This window comes from Streptomyces sp. AP-93 (assembly GCF_022808175.1).
Classification (GTDB): domain Bacteria; phylum Actinomycetota; class Actinomycetes; order Streptomycetales; family Streptomycetaceae; genus Streptomyces.
The window spans coordinates 225,504-242,188 of record NZ_JALGBX010000009.1; the positions used below are offsets into that span (position 1 = coordinate 225,504).

The 16,685-nt window shown below is 70.2% G+C and carries 15 protein-coding genes; 5 read left to right on the forward strand and 10 right to left on the reverse strand.

What is annotated here, in order from left to right; translation table 11 throughout:
- The first annotated feature begins 248 nt into the window (after positions 1–248).
- A complete protein-coding gene (locus MTF69_RS17390) occupies positions 249–659 on the forward strand; it encodes a rodlin (protein ID WP_243335453.1) in 411 nt (136 codons plus the stop codon).
- Between the two features lie 143 nt (positions 660–802).
- On the opposite strand, the gene MTF69_RS17395 is transcribed toward MTF69_RS17390, so the two are convergent.
- Positions 803–1,444, reverse strand: a complete 642-nt coding sequence (locus MTF69_RS17395) for a vitamin K epoxide reductase family protein (RefSeq protein WP_243335455.1) — start codon at positions 1,442–1,444, stop codon at positions 803–805.
- Positions 1,445–1,636: 192 nt separating this feature from the next.
- Between MTF69_RS17395 and MTF69_RS17400 the strand changes: the two genes are divergently transcribed.
- Positions 1,637–2,407 carry a DUF6227 family protein gene (locus MTF69_RS17400; RefSeq protein ID WP_243335457.1) on the forward strand — a complete coding sequence of 257 codons (771 nt, stop codon included), beginning with the start codon at positions 1,637–1,639 and terminating at the stop codon, positions 2,405–2,407.
- A 50-nt stretch (positions 2,408–2,457) separates the two neighbouring features.
- Here MTF69_RS17400 and MTF69_RS17405 read toward each other — a convergent pair whose 3' ends face one another.
- The 5 genes from MTF69_RS17405 to MTF69_RS17425 form a co-directional block, all read right to left on the reverse strand.
- Entirely contained in the window at positions 2,458–2,679 is a 222-nt protein-coding gene (locus tag MTF69_RS17405) for a hypothetical protein (protein WP_243335459.1), read from the reverse strand.
- 612 nt (positions 2,680–3,291) lie between these two features.
- On the reverse strand, positions 3,292–3,861 hold the full coding sequence (locus MTF69_RS17410) for a peptidase inhibitor family I36 protein (RefSeq protein WP_243335461.1): 570 nt from the start codon (positions 3,859–3,861) through the stop codon (positions 3,292–3,294).
- Positions 3,862–4,434: 573 nt separating this feature from the next.
- On the reverse strand, positions 4,435–5,388 hold the full coding sequence (gene pfkB / locus MTF69_RS17415; protein ID WP_243335463.1) for a 1-phosphofructokinase: 954 nt from the start codon (positions 5,386–5,388) through the stop codon (positions 4,435–4,437).
- Entirely contained in the window at positions 5,385–6,146 is a 762-nt protein-coding gene (locus MTF69_RS17420; RefSeq protein WP_243335464.1) for a DeoR/GlpR family DNA-binding transcription regulator, read from the reverse strand. Before MTF69_RS17420 ends, pfkB begins: the two co-directional genes overlap by 4 nt.
- A 151-nt stretch (positions 6,147–6,297) precedes the next feature.
- On the reverse strand, positions 6,298–7,701 hold the full coding sequence (locus MTF69_RS17425) for an MFS transporter (RefSeq protein WP_279345897.1): 1,404 nt from the start codon (positions 7,699–7,701) through the stop codon (positions 6,298–6,300).
- Between the two features lie 266 nt (positions 7,702–7,967).
- On the opposite strand from MTF69_RS17425, the gene MTF69_RS17430 reads away from it, so the two are divergent.
- Positions 7,968–8,981 (forward strand): YafY family protein, encoded by a 1,014-nt coding sequence (locus MTF69_RS17430; protein WP_243335468.1) that lies wholly within the window; start codon positions 7,968–7,970, stop codon positions 8,979–8,981.
- Positions 8,982–9,225: 244 nt separating this feature from the next.
- Here MTF69_RS17430 and MTF69_RS17435 read toward each other — a convergent pair whose 3' ends face one another.
- Complete coding sequence (locus tag MTF69_RS17435; RefSeq protein ID WP_243335470.1) at positions 9,226–10,185, reverse strand: RNA polymerase sigma factor RpoD/SigA; 960 nt, start codon at positions 10,183–10,185, stop codon at positions 9,226–9,228.
- Positions 10,186–10,683: 498 nt separating this feature from the next.
- On the opposite strand from MTF69_RS17435, the gene MTF69_RS17440 reads away from it, so the two are divergent.
- Entirely contained in the window at positions 10,684–11,328 is a 645-nt protein-coding gene (locus tag MTF69_RS17440; protein WP_243335472.1) for a Uma2 family endonuclease, read from the forward strand.
- 360 nt (positions 11,329–11,688) lie between these two features.
- Here the strand turns inward: MTF69_RS17440 and MTF69_RS17445 are convergent, their stop codons facing one another.
- From MTF69_RS17445 to MTF69_RS17455, 3 genes are all read right to left on the reverse strand, one after another.
- Positions 11,689–12,489 (reverse strand): dioxygenase, encoded by an 801-nt coding sequence (locus MTF69_RS17445; protein ID WP_243335473.1) that lies wholly within the window; start codon positions 12,487–12,489, stop codon positions 11,689–11,691.
- A gap of 134 nt (positions 12,490–12,623) precedes the next feature.
- Positions 12,624–14,159 carry an MFS transporter gene (locus MTF69_RS17450; RefSeq protein WP_243335475.1) on the reverse strand — a complete coding sequence of 512 codons (1,536 nt, stop codon included), beginning with the start codon at positions 14,157–14,159 and terminating at the stop codon, positions 12,624–12,626.
- Between the two features lie 85 nt (positions 14,160–14,244).
- A complete protein-coding gene (locus MTF69_RS17455; RefSeq protein WP_243335667.1) occupies positions 14,245–14,934 on the reverse strand; it encodes a TetR/AcrR family transcriptional regulator in 690 nt (229 codons plus the stop codon).
- 398 nt (positions 14,935–15,332) lie between these two features.
- On the opposite strand from MTF69_RS17455, the gene MTF69_RS17460 reads away from it, so the two are divergent.
- Positions 15,333–16,613, forward strand: coding sequence for a M6 family metalloprotease domain-containing protein (locus tag MTF69_RS17460; protein ID WP_243335476.1), 1,281 nt, complete (start codon positions 15,333–15,335; stop codon positions 16,611–16,613).
- Positions 16,614–16,685: the final 72 nt, after the last annotated feature.

The window sequence follows — 16,685 nt, forward strand, 5'->3', positions numbered from 1 at the left end:
ACCCGAGCGATCCGCTTCCCTACCCACCGTGCGAACGTGTTCTACGGAGCGCAACACGAGCGCCGGGCCCCGCACCCCGCTACGGGGTGCGTGCGGGCTTCGCGCACGCGTCCGGGGGCCCCTCACCCCACCCGGGGGAAACCTGCCCACAGACAGGCCGTTTGAGTGAAGCAGCGGAACCAACCTTCCGGGAGGGCAGTTGATCAGGGCGCTCCACTAGCGGGCACTCGTGCGACAAAAGGATCAAAATGTTCAAGAAGATCATGACTGCTGCCGCGGTCACCGCCGCCGCCGTCGGCGCGGGCGCTGCTGCTGCCGCCCCCGCCATGGCGATCGGCAACGACAACGGGATCAACACCGTCAACGGGAACGGTGCCGTGCAGGCGTACGGCAACCAGAAGACCCACGGTGACATGAGCCCGCAGCTCGGCGTCGTCCAGGGCACCCTGAACAAGCCCTGCATCGGTCTGCCGGCCAAGGTCAACGCCCAGTCGCTGGTGGCCCTGGTCAACGTCGGTGTCCAGGACATCAACGTCCTGTCCAACCCGCAGAACCAGCAGTGCACCGAGAACTCCACCCAGGCCAAGGGTGACGAGCCGCTCTCGCACATCCTCAGCAACATCCCGGTCCTCTCGGGCAACGTCTCCCAGGGCAGCTGATCTCCGCTCCCGATCTACGGTCCGGGACCCCGTGGTCCACATACACGGCGCCCGTGGAGCGACGCGTTCGAAGAAGCGGTGTGAAGTGACGAGGGCCCCGGCAGCGTCCAGCTGCCGGGGCCCTCACGTGTCGTCCGGCGGCCTCAGCCGGTCCAGAAATCCCACCACCGGGTCAGGATCAGCATCCCGATCACGCCGGTGTGCAGGACGGGCGGGGCCCAGCCGAAGTCGGCGAAGAAGTTCCGTACCGGCGCGGGCGCGGGGAGGATCCCCGTGCGGACGGTGTGGGCGGTGACCGCCCAGAACATCAGCAAGGTGGCCAGCCAGGTCAGGCAGCACCACAGGCAGAGCGCGTTGATCTCGTAGAGCGACTGGACCATGAGCCAGGAGCAGAACCCGACGCCGAAGAGCATTCCGGCGCCCAGACCGAGCCAGAACCAGCCCCGGTAGCGGGCCCCGGCCAGCAGGCCGGCGCCGACGCACACGACCGCCCCGTAGGCGACCAGCCCCAGCATCGGGTTCGGGAAGCCGAAGGCCGCCGCCTGCTCGCTCTTCATCACGCTGCCGCAGGAGACCACCGGATTGAGACTGCACGCGGGCTTGAAGTCCGGGTTCTCCAGCAGCAGGAACTTGTCCAGGGTGATCACCCAGGCGGCCAGGACTCCGGCGGCGCCGGTGAGCAGCAGCAGCCAGGCCAGCGCGCGCGGGGCTGCGATCGGTTCCGCGTCCTTGCGGTTGTGGGGGCGGCCCTGCTGGCGGGGCACGCCCACGGTATTTGTTGCCATACGGTCATGCTCCCGCCCTTGTGCCCGCTATCCGGTCCAACCATGCTCATCGACATGGAGGTTGACCTGAAGGGGTGGCTGGAACCCCTGGCGCTTCCCGGACGTTTTACCGAACCCCGGACGTGATGTCAGACCCAGGGGCTACGTTGAGCTTCCGCGAAGTGACAAGCTGCGACGGCCTGGAGACCCACCTTGAGCGATCCACACGAGACAACCGAGGCGCACCTCGAGCGACTCCTGGGCCGCGCCCTCAACTCCTTCGATCTGCCGGACGAGTTGGTCGAGCGGCTGGGTACGGCGCTCGCCCACAGGTCCTCGCTCCACACCACCCGCCGCGCCCCGTCGGCGGGACCCTGGCGGGAGATCCACCGGCACGCCTACCTGCTGTCCGACGGCGACTCCGTGATCCTGTGGGAGCTGGCGCACCGTCAGGACGCCGACCTCTCCATACGGTACGAGGTCTTCGCGAGCAAGGCGGAGACCTGCCTCGCGGCGGCCCGGCTCTTCGGCGAGGTCCCCTCGCAGGTGGCGCGGGACCTCGTGGAGGTGACGGTGGAGGAGGAGCCGGAGAGTGACATCGCCGTGCTGAGCGCGCTGTTCACCAATCCGACCCCGGCCCAGCGGCACCGCGAGTACGCGGTGGAGGAGTCCGCGGACCACGCTCGACGGGTGCTGCGCCGCGCGGAGAACCCGGACCGGCCGGGCGAGCGGGTGGCCCTGCTCCTGCGGTCGGCCTACGCGCACCAGATCACGCAGGTGTTCGGCACCCGGCAGTGCCTGGCGGACGGCCGGGACGCCGGTTTCAGCCTGTACGAGCACTCCTTCGTCCTGCTGGACGGGAGCGAATTCAGCCTGTGGGAGGTCGAGCACACGGTGACGCCGGACGGGCGGCACATGTGCGAGGTCTACGAGACCGAAACGGCCGCGCGCGGAGCCATGGAGGTCCGCGCACGGGTGAGGTGACGGGGACGGGGGCGGGGACGGCCAACGTGCGTGACAGCGTCAAGCTCGCGTCACGGGCGGGTATCCAGCCGATGGAGCAGGGAGCCGTCCGGTCCGTAGACGTCCATGAGGTAGCCCTGACCCGGTGAGAGTGCTTCTACTCGAGTCAGAAACTGGACGATGGATTCCTTCTGTTTTTGAAATGCCGCGTCATCGCCGTCAGGATTGCGTGTTCGGATGATGAAGCGTGGCGCGGCACTACTGGTGCCAGGTTCCTTCTCCATGGCGTACACGTCCAAGTCCCCGCCGGATTGGTGGTAGCGATCCACCAGGGCCGTTGCGGAGGAGCTGGCGGCTGCGCCGGTCGCGGTGGAACCAACCGCCGGTGTGGGGGCGCCGGACCCGGCAGTGCAAGCTGTCAGGGTGCAGGCGGAGAGGAGCACCATGCCCACAACGCGACTCACAGGAGTCACCGCGGGCGAGGGTGCACGAAGACGGAGGGGGAATCTCATGGGCGCCTCTCGAGAAGGGGTTCGAGCGATCCTTCACGTGCCACCGAACAGACGAAAGCACGTCGAATGTCTCCCTCACCGAACAAGAGCACACCGGACCAATGGGAATCAAGCGATCACGCTTGGTTCACGACAAAGCCCCTGCCGCAGGCTTGCGGCAGGGGCGGAACACAATGGAGTCATCGCGTGGGGTGGCCCCAGCGCCGGTAGTCGTCACACGTTTCGACCGCCGACCCGGCGGGACGGTCCGTAATCCGCTCAGCGCCGTCACCGCAGGTCTTCCACGGCTGGAACCAGAACAGAAGTGCGCCAGCCAGAACAGCAGTCCCAACCAACACCCAGGCAACGGTACGACCCGACATGCCAGGCACCTTTCCTCAAAGCCGCGATCAGTTACATAGTCAGCGCGTCAGCGCGGTCGTTCCAGTCCCCGGTGCCCCAGCCCGGGTAGTCCTGCTGCCGCAGATCACCGTAGGCACAGCCGAGGCAGATGATGATGGTCGGGTCGACCATGTTGTCCCGGTAATCGATGAGCGTCATGCCACCGATCTGATCGTTGTTCGCCACCGATGTCGTCTGGTCGCGGAACCCGTACTGCCCCAGCGTCTTCGTGCCGTCCAGGTCCCACTGGAGCTTACGCCCGGCGTAGTTCAGGTCCGCGTACACGCACGTGAACCCCCACGCGCAGCCAGGCGACGCCGCCATCACGGAAGCCGACCGGGTTCCGGCCGAAGCAGCCGAAACCGTCTCCATCTTGCCCTGCGGGTTCACCTTCATGTCGCCGCGTCCGGCCGGAGGCGCCTTGAGCGTTCCGGGGTTCCGCGCCTTGAACTTGGCCAGGTCTTCTTCCGCCTGGGCGTCGGTGTCGAAGCAGCGCACGGTCAGGTCGGCGTACTCCGTACAGACCGTCGCGGTGCCCCAGCCCTTGGCCAGGTCGATGGACTTGCCCTTGTGCAACGCCATCACCGGTCCCTTGCGGGCCTTTGCGTCACGGGTCCGGTCCGCCGAGTCAGCCGCCCCGCGGTTCTCCGCGACGGGCGACGGGGCCACCGCAGTGGAAGGCGCAGCCATACCCAGCGTGAGAGCCGCCCCCACGGCCAGCGCTGCCACAATTCTTCGGATGTTCATTTTTCCCCCATATTATCGAAATCTTGGCCGACGGTACGTGGCATCAACTCCCCGGACCACAGGGTTTTCGGACACATCCACCCATCCAAACCCGGCCTGAACAGGGGAAACGCTGCCGGTTGAGGTCAACTGGCCTATGGGAGCGGCTCGCAAGGTTTGAAGGGCTCCACCAGAAAGCCGAGTGCCCCGCGGCGTGAGGTCACGAGGCGGGGCACTGGTGTATTCGGGTGTTGCGGCCAGTTGGGCAGTTCGATGCCCAGGGTTTCCGGGGGCTCGGCCCCCTGACCCCCGCTCCTCAAACGCCGGAGGAGCCGTTCGGCGAGGGCACGTGCCGTCCCCTCCTTGGACTCGGCGGACAAGGTCGAGGTCGACCGGTTCGGCCCGCAGAGCGGCGCGGCATCGTCTCGCTCAGCGCTCGTCGCTCATGTCGGACAGGGGGAGGTCCAGGGGCAGGTCCTGGGTGACGTGGACCGCGTCGGGCCTCAGGTCCGAGGGGGCCGGCATGACGCTGCCGGGAAGCTGGACCGCGGCGGCGCCGTGGGCCAGGGCGGAGGCCAGGGCCGCGGGCCCCGTACCTCCCGCGATCAGGAAGCCGGCGAGGGAGGCGTCGCCCGCGCCGACGTTGCTGCGGACCGCGGAGACGGCCGCGGTGCCGTAGTAGGTGCCCTCCTCGGAGACCAGGAGCTGGCCGTCTGCGCCGAGGGAGGCCAGGACCGCGCCCGCGCCCAGCGAGCGCAGTTCCTCCGCGGCCTTGAGCACGTCGCCGAGGGTGGCCAGGGGCCGCCCCACCGCCGCCGCGAGCTCCGAGGCGTTCGGCTTGATCACGTCCGGGCGGGCCGGCAGCGCCGCGAGCAGCGCCGGGCCGGAGGTGTCGAGCGCGATGCGGGCGCCCGCGGCGTGGGCCCGGGTCACGATGTCGGCGTACCACTCGGGGCCGACGCCGCGCGGGAGGCTGCCGCAGCAGGCGATCCAGGCGGCGCCGCCCGAGCAGGTGCGGACCGTTTCCAGGAGGAGCGCCGATTCCTCGGCGGTCAGTGCCGGGCCGGTGGCGTTGATCTTGGTGAGGGTGCCGTCCGGTTCGGCGAGGGAGATGTTGGAGCGGGTCTGGCCGGCGATGGAGACCGCCGTGACGTCCACCCCCTGGGCGCCGAGGAGTTCGGCGATCATCGTGCCCTGCGTGCCGCCGAGCGGCAGGACCGCCGTCGTACGGACGCCCGCGGCGGCCACCGCGCGGGAGACGTTCACGCCCTTGCCCCCGGGGTCCACCCGGTCGCCGCTCGCGCGGAGCACCTCGCCGCGGTCCAACGAGGGGACCTCGTAGGTCCGGTCGAGGGACGGATTGGGGGTGACGGTGAGGATCATGCGAGCACAACTTCCGTACCGGCGGCCTCGATCGCCGCCTTCTGAGCGGGGTCGAGCCCCGGGTCCGTGATGAGGAGGTCGACGTCCGCGAAGGAGCCGAAGCGGGCGAAGTGTTCCTGGCCCGCCTTCGCGGAGTCGGCGAGGAGGACGACGCGGCGGGCGGCGGCCATCGCGGCCCGCTTGACGGCGGCCTCGGCGAGGTCGGGCGTGGTCAGGCCGCCCCCGGCGGTGAAGCCGTTCGTCGCGAGGAAGGCGACGTCGGCGCGGATCTCGGCGTAGGCGCGCAGGGCCCAGGCGTCGACCGCGGCGCGGGTGCGGTGGCGGACGCGGCCCCCGACGAGGTGGAGGTCGATCCCGGTGTGGTCGGCGAGCCGGGCGGCGACGGGCAGCGCGTGGGTGACCACGGTGAGCGCGGTGTCGACCGGGATGGCGGCGGCGAGGCGGGCCACCGTGCTGCCCGCGTCGAGGACGATGCTGCCGCCGTCGGGGAGTTCGGCGAGGGCGGCGGCCGCGATGCGGTCCTTCTCGTCGGCGGCGGTGGCCTCGCGCTCGGTGAGGTCCGGCTCGAAGTCGAGGCGGCCGGCCGGTATGGCACCGCCGTGCACCCGGCGTACGAGCCCGGCCCGGTCCAGGGCCTTGAGGTCGCGGCGCACGGTCTCGGCCGTGACCTGGAACCGGTCGGCCAGGGACAGGACGTCGACCCGGCCCGCCTCGCGGGCGAGGCGGAGGATCTCCTGCTGGCGCTCCGGTGCGTACATGCGGTTCGTTCCAGATCCGTTCGATGCCCGACTCTGTGGGTTCCCTTGGATCGTACGCCCATTTGCGCCTGAAAGGAACACAAACGGGCATATCCGCCAACAGAAGCGGACATGCCCGTCAGTGAGGTGCGTGAAGTGCGCAGGCGCGGTACTAGCCGGCGTGCTCCGTGCCGCCCTCGCGCTCGGCCATGGGGACGGCCTTGCGCGGCAGCATGAACATCACGGAGAAGATCACGACCAGGACGGCCACGACCCACCACATCGCGTGGTGGAACGCGTCCACGTAGGGCGGCCCGAAGACCCGGTCGTCCTCGATGAAGCCGAAGTAGACGACGGCGGTCAGGCCGAGGCCCAGCGCGTTGCCCATCTGGCCGGTGGTGTTGATCAGCCCGGACGCCGAACCGGCGTGCTCGCGCGGCACTTCGGAGAGCACCGTGTCGGTCAGCGGCGCGATGATCAGGCCCATGCCGGCGCCCATGACGATCAGCGGGGCGGCCATCTGCCAGGAGGTGATGGCCATCCCGTAGCGGTCCGACTCCCAGATGTAGAGGAGCACGCCCGCGGCCATGACCAGCGCGCCGGCCTGGAGCACCTTGCGGCCGAAGCGCGGTACGAGCTTCTGTACGGACACGCCCGCGGCGGTCGAGACGGCGATCGAGAACGGGATGCCGGTGGAGCCGGCCTTCAGGGCGCTCCAGCCGAGGCCCATCTGCATGTAGAGCGTCCAGACCAGGAAGAAGATGCCGGTCGCGATGCCGAAGGTCAGCTGGACGGCGATACCGCCGGCGAAGCTCTTGACCTTGAAGAGGGAGAGCTCGACGAGCGGGGAGCCGTCCTTCTTGATCTTGTACTTCTCGTAGGCGATGAAGCCGCCGAAGACCAGCGGCGAGGCGATCATGCAGACGAAGCCCCACACGGGCCAGTCGTTCTCGCGGCCGTTGGTGAGCGGGAAGATCAGCATGACCAGGGCGAGGGTCGCGAGCACGACGCCCACCAGGTCCAGGCGCAGCGCCTTGGGGGCCTTGGACTCGGAGATGAACTTGCGGCCCAGGATCACGCCCGCGATGCCGACGGGCAGGTTGATCAGGAAGATCGGGCGCCATTCGAGACCGGCGATGTTCCACTCGGTGAGCAGTGCGCCGAGCATCGGGCCCGAGACGGCGCCGAGGCCGATGATCGCACCGAAGAGGCCGAAGACCTTGCCGCGCTCGTGCGGCGGGAAGGTGACGTGGATGATCGCGAGCACCTGCGGGACCATCATGGCCGCCATGGCGCCCTGGAGGATGCGGGCGGCGACGAGCACTTCGGGGTTGGGAGCAAGGCCACAGAGCAGCGAGGCCGCGGTGAAGCCGGATATGCCGATGAGGAAGAGGCGCTTGCGGCCGTAGATGTCACCGAGACGGCCGCCGGTGATCAGGCCGGCGGCGAAGGCGAGCGCGTAGCCGGCGGTGATCCACTGGATGGCGCTGGTGGAGGCGCCGAGGTCCTCGCGCATCCGGGGTATCGCGATGTTGACGATCGTGACGTCGACCAGGTCCATGAAGGCCGCGGTCATCACGATGGCGAGTGCGATCCAGCGGCGGCGGTCGGCGGGCCCGGACTCGGACTCGGTGATCACGCCGGTTTCGCTGGTCTTGCCGGTTGCGCCGGTTGCGCTGGTCTTGCTGATCGAGGTGGTCTCTGCGGGAGGGTCGGTCCGCTCTTCTTGTACGGGCCCGTTCTTTCCTTCGGGCGATGACTGGGTCGTCTCGGTGCTCATGAGGAGAAACCTAGACGGCATGTAGGTCAGTTGGTGTCCTATTTGGCTGGCACCTTTGAACCATGACCGATACCCCGGCCCGCCTCCTCTCCCTGCTCTCCCTGCTCCAGACCCCGCGCGAATGGCCCGGGAGCGAGCTGGCCGAGCGGCTGCGCGTGAGCGCCCGTACGATCCGGCGCGACATCGACCGGCTGCGGGAGCTCGGGTATCCGGTGGAGGCCACGCTGGGCGCGGAGGGCGGCTACCGGCTGGTGGCGGGCGCCGCGATGCCGCCGCTCGTACTGGACGACGAGGAGGCCGTGGCGATCGCGGTGGGGCTGAGGGCGGGGGCCGGGCATGCGATCGAGGGAGTGGAGGAGGCCTCCGTACGCGCCCTCGCGAAGCTGGAACAGGTCCTGCCGGGGCGGCTGCGGCGGCGGGTCGGCGCGCTGCAGTCGGCGACGGTCGCGGTGACGCGGGGCGACGGGGCGAGCGTGGATCCGCGGACGCTGACGGCGATCGCCTCGGCGGTGGCGGGTCCGGAGCGGCTGCGGTTCGCCTACCGGGCGCGGGACGGGGTGGACTCGCGGCGGCTTGTAGAGCCGTACCGGCTGGTCAGCACCGGGAGCCGGTGGTACCTCGTGGCCTACGACATGGAGCGCGGGGACTGGCGGACCTTCAGGGTGGACCGGATGAGCGAGCCGTGCGGGACGGGGGCGAGGTTCGTGGGGCGGGAGCTGCCGATGGACGCGGTGGACTTCGTGCGGCGGGGGCTGCGGGGCAGGGAGTCGACCTACCAGGTCGATGTCACCTTCGCGGGGGCGGTGGGGTTGCCGGAGTGGGTGCGGGAGTTTGTGGTGCCGGTGCCGGTGCCGGTGCCGGTGCCGGTGCCGGTGCCGGTGCCGGTGGCCGGGGGCGGCACCGGCGGCGGGGAGGGTGCCGGGGTGCGGGTGCGGTTCGAGTCGGCTGACTCGCCGGAGTGGCTTGTGGCGCGGATGGCGCTGGCCGGGGTGCCGTTCACCGTGCACGGGCCGGGGGTTCTGGTGGAGGCCGCGCGGGCGCTGGGTGCGCGGCTCGCGGAGGCGGCGGGGCCGTAGCGGGGGCCGCCGGCCCTGCGGGGCTGTCCCCTACCCACCCTTCGCCCGTTCCCTGGGGCTCCGCCCCAGACCCCGCTCCTCAAACGCCGGAGGGGCTGAGATGGGGCGGAGGGGGGATGGGGGGGCGGAGGGGTTGAGGGGTGCCTCGGACGACGGTGGGGGTGGAGCGGGTGAAGGGGAGCCCCCGGCGCCTGGGGGGGATAGGCGCCGGGGGCTCGTATGGGGGGCTGCGACGTGGGGCCGGTCAGGCCACCGCGTCGAAGCCGGTGTCGCGGGCCATTCGCTTCAGTTCGAGCAGCGCGTGCTTCTCGATCTGGCGGATTCGCTCGCGGGTCAGCCCGTGCTGCTTGCCGACCTCTGTCAGCGTACGCTCTCGACCGTCGTCAATGCCGTAACGCATCTTGATGATCGACGCGGTTCGCTGGTCGAGCTTGCCCAGCAGGTCCTCCAGCTCCTCGCTGCGCAGCAGGGAGAGGACGGACTGCTCGGGGGAAATCGCCGAGGTGTCTTCCAGCAGGTCGCCGAACTGCGTGTCGCCGTCGTCGTCCACGCCCATGTTCAGGCTGACCGGGTCGCGCGCCCAGTCCAGGACGTCGCCGACGCGCTTCTCCGTCGTGTCCAGCTCGGCGGCGATCTCCGCGTGCTCCGGGTCCCGGCCGTTCTCGCGGTTGAACTCGCGCTGCACCCGGCGGATCCGGCCGAGCTCCTCCACCAGGTGGACGGGCAGGCGGATGGTGCGGGACTGGTCGGCGATGGAGCGGGTGATCGCCTGGCGGATCCACCACGTGGCGTACGTGGAGAACTTGAAGCCCTTGGCGTAGTCGAACTTCTCCACCGCGCGGACGAGGCCGGCGTTGCCCTCCTGGATGAGGTCGAGGAGCGGCAGCCCGCTGCGCGGGTAGCGGCGGGCCACGGCGACGACCAGGCGGAGGTTGGAGCGGATGAACACTTCCTTGGCGCGCTCGCCCTCGGCGGCCAGGACTTCGAGCTCCTCCTGGGAGGGCTGCCTGCCCTTGCGCTCTATCGCGCCGTCGAGGATCTGCTGGGCGTAGACGCCCGCCTCGATGATCTGCGAGAGCTCGACTTCCTTGGCCGCGTCGAGCAGCGGGGTGCGCGCGATCTCGTCCAGGTACATGCCGACCAGGTCGCGGTCTGCGATCTCCCCGCTCGTGGACTGACGACGGGCGACGGCGCGGGTTGCCATGCGTGCTCCCTTGCGATGAGTTCGGTCGCGGTGGTGCCTGGACACTCTCCCGAGTGCCCGCTTCCGAAGGAAACAACGACTGGAATCGGGACAGAATTCCCACGTCGCTCCCTGTTTTTCGAGATCTTGCAGTATCCTGCCCCGCCGCCCCCCGATCCGAGCGGATCAGCGATGCCGTCGGACTCGAAGAGGCGCAGGTCAGGGCGCGAATTGGGGCCGACCCCAGAGGGCCGGAGGCCCGCACGAGCGGGGTGGCGATGAGACCACCGTCACACTTGACAGGGCCGTTCCCGCCCCTGTCGCAGCGACGTCCCCGGGCCGCACTCCCACCCCGGGAGACGAACCTCGGGGGCTTCTGGTTGCCTCCCCGCCCGACGGCCTACCCGTCCGAGTGAAGGCGCGGCATATTCCTGCGGCATGACCGACGACTCCCGGAGCATCGGAGAGTCGCTTGTGCCGTCCGGCCTGCGACGCCCACACTCAGAGGAGGTGCTGCACATGACCGCTCTCGCCCACGAGACGCTGGAGGCCGTAATGCCGAAGGTCGCGACCCCCCCGTCGGACCTTGAAGACGTCCTGTGGCAGGCATGGAAAGCAATCGAACTCCCCGAGGGCTACCACGCCGAAATCATCGAGGGGCTCATCGAGGTGTCACCCACGGGTCGCTTGTCGCACAGCCAGATCGCCAACCGTCTTCGCCGTGCTGTGGACAAGTTCCTGGACCGGAGCGAGTTCGCGGCGTTCCAGGACACCAATGTCATTCAGGCACGGAAGGCCTGGATCCCCGATGTCCTGGTGGCACCCGAGGACGCGGAAGAACACAGCAGCGAGGACGGGATCGGCATCAAGGCCTCCGCCGTCCAACTGATCGTCGAAGTCGTCTCTCCCGGCAGCGACAGCGTTACGCGCGACCGCACCCGCAAGCGGCGTGAATACGCACGGGCGGGCATCCCCGTCTACGTCCTCATCGACGACCACGACGAGCACGGCATCGTGACCGTGCTGACCTCCCCCGATCCTGACCAGGCCATCTACGGCGACGAGGTCCGGGCGGCCTATGGCACCACGGCCACCATCCCGAGCGGGCCCGTCAAGGGGTTCAGCATCGGCGAGGACATCACCGGGCCGCTCCGCGCCCCCTGACCAGGGCGGGCGGAAACCTGGGGGCAGGCGTGACAGGCCGGCGGGCCCGACTGGGTCCACCACGTGCAGCGAGGGCGGAGGTGGCAGGGCGGGAGCGGGGCCGGGGGGCTCGCGGACGCGGCCAGGCGGGCGGCCAGGGTGCAGGCCTCCCCCGCGCGGTTGAGGCAGTGCGGGACGCAGTGGGAGGCCAGGCGCAGCAGGCGGCGCGGTTCCACGTCGGGCGGGAGTCCGGCCAGGGCCTCGGCCGCCGGGCGGGGTGCGCGGAGGTAGGCCGGGGGCCCGTCGAGGCCGTCGCGGACCGCGAGGACCAGCGACTCTGGCGCGTACGCCGAGCCGCTGGGGCACCAGAGCTGCTCGCGGTCAGCCAAATTGCAGGGAGCGCTTGGAGAGGCCCATCCAGAAGCCCGAGACCGGGGTGGTGGGGGTGGTGAGGTCGGACTGCGCGGCGCCCAGGGTGACGAAGAGGGGGGCGAAGTGTTCCGTACGGGGGTGGGCCAGGCGGCCGGCCGGGGACTTGGCTTCGAAGTCCAGCAGGGCGTCGATGTCGGAGGCGGCCAGTGCCTCGTGGCCCCAAGCGTCGAATTCGGCGGACCACGACGGGACGCCGGGGCCGGTGTGGCGCAGGGCGGCGAGGTTGTGGGTGAAGAAGCCGCTGCCCACGATGAGGACGCCCTCGTCGCGCAGGGGGGCCAGCTGGCGGCCGATCTCCATCAGGCGGCGCGGATCGAGGGTCGGCATGGATATCTGGAGCACCGGTATGTCGGCCCCGGGGAACATCTCCACCAGCGGGACGTACGCGCCGTGGTCCAGGCCCCGGTCGGGGATGTCCTGGACGGGGGTGCCGGGGGCCTTGAGGAGCTTGCGGACCGACGCGGCCAGCTCGGGGGCGCCCGGGGCCTCGTAGCGGACCTGGTAGTAGTGCTCGGGGAAGCCCCAGAAGTCGTAGACGAGCGGGACCCGCTCGGTGGCTCCGAGGGCGAGCGGGGCCTCCTCCCAGTGGGCGGAGACCATAAGGATCGCGCGGGGGCGGGGCAGGTCCGCGGACCAGGCGGCCAGTTCGCCGGGCCAGAGCGGGTCGTCCGCGAGGGGCGGGGCTCCGTGGCTCAGGTACAGCGCCGGCATACGCGCCGTCGCACCGTGGTTCGGGTCGGACGTCGTCATCAGGGGCTCCAGGAATCGTCACGGCGGGCCGCCACACACAGACTAACCCCGCATCGTTCAAATTTGAACGATGCGGGGTCATCAGTCATTCCCGTACCCCTGAGCGGGGTCCGCGCCCTCTGGTGAATGTGGGGTCAGTGGGCGATCACCGGGATCTTCATGTCGGCGTCCGCGCCCTCGGCGACCGGGTCGCCCGCGCCCGGCTTGCCCGTGGTGATGAGGGTCAGGGCGATGAGGGAGCTGGCGACCAGGATGCCGACCGCCCACCAGATCGCGGAGGAGTAGCCCTCGACCATGGCCTGGGCCTGGATCAGCTGCGCCGCCGGGCCGCCCGCCGCGGCCTCGGCCGCGTGGTCGGTCAGGTACGCGGTCGTCGCGGAGGCGGCGATCGTGTTCAGCAGGGCGGTGCCGATCGCGCCGCCCACCTGCTGCGAGGTGTTGACCATCGCGGAGGCGACACCGGCGTCGGCCGGGTTCACCCCGTACGTCGCCAGGGACATGGCGGGCATGAACGCCGTACCCATGCCGAGGCCCAGCAGCAGCTGCGCCGGCAGGATCAGCGCCGGGTAGGAGGAGCCGACCTCGAGCTGCGTCAGCAGCAGCATGCCGCTGGCGGCGACCATGAAGCCGGGGCCCATCAGCAGGCGCGGCGGGACCCGCGTCATGAGGCGGGCGCCGATCTGCGTGGAGCCGGCGATCATGCCCACGATCATCGGGAGGAAGGCGAAGCCGGTCGTGACGGGCGAGAAGCCCTTGACGACCTGCAGGTAGTAGGTGAGGAAGAGGAACAGGCCGAACATCGCGATGACGGCGAGACCCAGCGAGAGGTAGACGCCGCCGCGGTTGCGCTCCAGCAGGACGCGCAGCGGGAGCAGCGGGTGGGCCGTACGGGACTCGACGAGGACGAAGGCGGCGAGCAGCACGACGGAGGCGATGAACATGCCTACGGTGAGGCCGTCCGACCAGCCGGCCGACTCTGCGCGGGTGAATCCGTAGACGAGGGCGACGAGACCGGTCGTGGACAGCACGACGCCGGGTATGTCGAGCGGTGCGCGGTTACGGCCGCCGGCCGGCTCGCGGATGATCATCCAGGCGCCGACGGCGGCGACGATCGCGAACGGGATGTTGACGAAGAAGGTCCAGCGCCAGTTCAGGTACTCGGTGAGGACGCCGCCGAGGATCAGGCCCACGGCGCCACCGCCACCGGCGATCGCACCGTAGATGCCGAAGGCCTTGGCGCGCTCCTTGGCGTCGGTGAACATGACGGCCAGCAGCGAGAGCGCGGCGGGCGCGAGCAGTGCGCCGAAGGCTCCCTGAAGGGCGCGGGCGCCCAGCATCATGGCCTCACCCTGTGCGGCGCCGCCCAGCGCGGAGGCCAGGGCGAAGCCGATGAGACCGACGATGAAGGCGTTCTTGCGGCCCCACTTGTCGGCGATGCGGCCGCCGAAGAGGAGCAGTCCGCCGAAGGCCAGCGCGTACGCGGTGATGACCCACTGGCGGTTGCCGTCCGAGATGCCGAGGTCGGTCTGGGCGGACGGCAGGGCGATGTTCACGATGGTGGCGTCGAGGACGACCATCAGCTGCGCGAGCGCGATGAAGACCAGGGCCTTCCAGCGACTGGGATCGGCTGCGGTTACGGACAGCGGCGGGTTCGCGGCTGTTTTTGACATGGGGGTACCCACTTCATGGTGCGAGATGACTGAAAAGTGATAATCAGGGCGGTCTTACGACGCTAAAGGGCGCGACCCGGGGGCGTCACATGGCTTTCCGCCTCAGGTCCGCCAGCGTGGTCGCCGAGCCCGGCAGTTCGGAGCCGGCCGGGGCCCTCAACCCGTCGAGGAAGAGCTGGAGATGACGGTGGACGAAGACGTCCGCGTCGAAGCAGCCGCTGCCCGGGAGGGGGCGGCTGAGCTGGGACAGCGCGATCATCAGGTCGCCGACTCCGATGTCCGTGCGCACGAGCCCGGAGGAGCGGCCGGCGGCCAGCAGGGCCTCGACCGCTTCCTCCAAGGCCTCGCGGGAGACGAGCAGTTCGGGGTGGTCGTGGTCGAAGTCGCTGGAGAGCACGGGGCACAGCGCGCCGATCCGCTCGTCCGCCGCCGCGTGCGTGAAACGGCACAGGGCGGCGAAGGCGTCCGGCTCCTCGGCGAGGGAGTCGACGGCGAGCCCCGCCACCCGGTTCAGGCCGAAGAGCACGACGTGGTGGATCAGGGCCGGGCGGTCGGGGAAGTGCCGGTAGAGCGTGGCGTTGCCCACGCCGGCCCGGCGGGCGATCTCGTCGAGGGGGGCGGCGGGGCCGAACTCCACGAGCACGTCACGGGCGGCGGTCAGGATGCGTTCCCGGTTGCGGACAGCGTCGGCGCGCGGACGCGGGACGGCGTCCGTGCCGGTCCGGGCGCGGGCACGCTTGCCGGCCGCCTTGATCTTGCCCACGGCGGCCCCCATGGCCGCGCCCACACATGCACCCGCACCCGCACCCGAGCCCGCGCCACCCGCGGCCGGAGCCGTGAGGTCGAGGTCGGCCTCCGGGCCCGGTACGGGCAGGGCCGCCGGATCGGTGGTGGCGGGGCTCTTCATGGACGACTCCCTGGCGGGGTGATGCGTACGTCCGGGCGAGTCGCTCGTCCGCCGAAACGGGGAGCAGCTCCCCGGTTCATGGGGACTCTGGTTCAAACGGGGAGAGGGTCCCCGCTTATTTCACTCTTCCGTGTGACCTGAGTCACACCTCTCCGGTCCCCGTTTGGCCTCTTCCGGCGCGCGGGCCCGCTCCAGCCGTCGGAGGGTGAGCCCACAGAGCGCAGTCCGGACCCGGCCGGCTGCCGCGGACCCGAAGGCCGATCTCCATGCCGCAGACGCGCCACCGGATACGCAAGCCACGCCGCACCAGCGCCTACATCGGCATCACCGCGCTGGCCCTCGGCATCACGGCGACGGCGAGCGCGGGCATATCCGGCCGCAGCCATTCGGCGGCCGGGCCGGTGGCCGCGACCAGCGCCGAGTCGATGCTCGCCCCCTGCCGGATCTCCGGCGCGATGGGCGTGCAGATGTCCGAGGGGCTGCCGACCGCGCCGGGGTACTCGCGCTCGACGGGCGAGGTCCGGGCACTGAACCTGATGATCGACTTCCCCGACGCCAAGGGCGAGGGCACGGCGGCCGACCGGATGGCGGAGTTCTTCCCGCAGACGTCCGACTGGTTTCGCATCAGCTCCTACGGGCGGCTGACCTACCGGGCCGAGGCGCCGATAAAGAACTGGCTGCGGATGCCGATGCCGTTCGCGGCCTACGGGATCGAGCGGGGTTCCGCGTACGAGCCCGGCTACCGCCAGCTCGTCGAACACATCATCAAAACCTCCGATGGTGAGGTCGATTTCTCCCGGTATGACCTGATAAACATCCTGGTCACCCCGAACGCAGGCCCCTCCGCCCTCGACACCGTCCTCTCCGTCACCTTCTCCGGCAACGGCGAGGCCCCGATGGCCGACGGCGTCCCGCTCGCCAACACGTCCTTCGTCTACAGCCGCCAGGACGACGGCTCCGGCTCCTACCGCGAGACCGGCTACCGGGTGCTCCCCCACGAGAACGGACACGTCTTCGGACTGCCCGACCTCTACACCGCCGACGGCGGCGGCACGGTGGGGCACTGGGACATCATGAGCGAGGACTGGGGCGCCAACAACGACCTGCTGGGCTGGCACAAGTGGAAGCTGGGCTGGCTCGACAGCAACCAGATCAGCTGCGCCGGGAAGTCCGGGGTCAGCGACCACGTGCTGAGCCCGCTGTCCGTGGAGGGCGGCACCAAGCTGGCCTTCATCCCCGTCTCGGAGAGCGCCGGGTACGCGGTCGAGGTGCGCACCCTCGCCGGGAACGACGAGGCCGTCTGCAGGCCCGGAGTGCTCATCTACAGGGTGGACTCCGAGGTCGACACCGGCCGCGGTCCCGTCACCGTCTCCGACAGTTCCTCCGCGAGCGGCGGCTGCACCCGGCGGTCCAACGTGCACGCGGAGCTCTCCGACGCGCCGTTCCGGCCGGGCGAGACCTTCACCGACGAGAAGTCGGGCATCAGCGTCTCGGTCGTGGGCGAGCTGCGCAACGGCAGCTACCAGGTCCGGGTCACCCGCCCGTGAGCGGTCTGCTCCGCAGGTGGAACGGGACGAGCAGCGGGACCAAGTGCGGCCGGTCGGCCCGGCAGGTTCCGA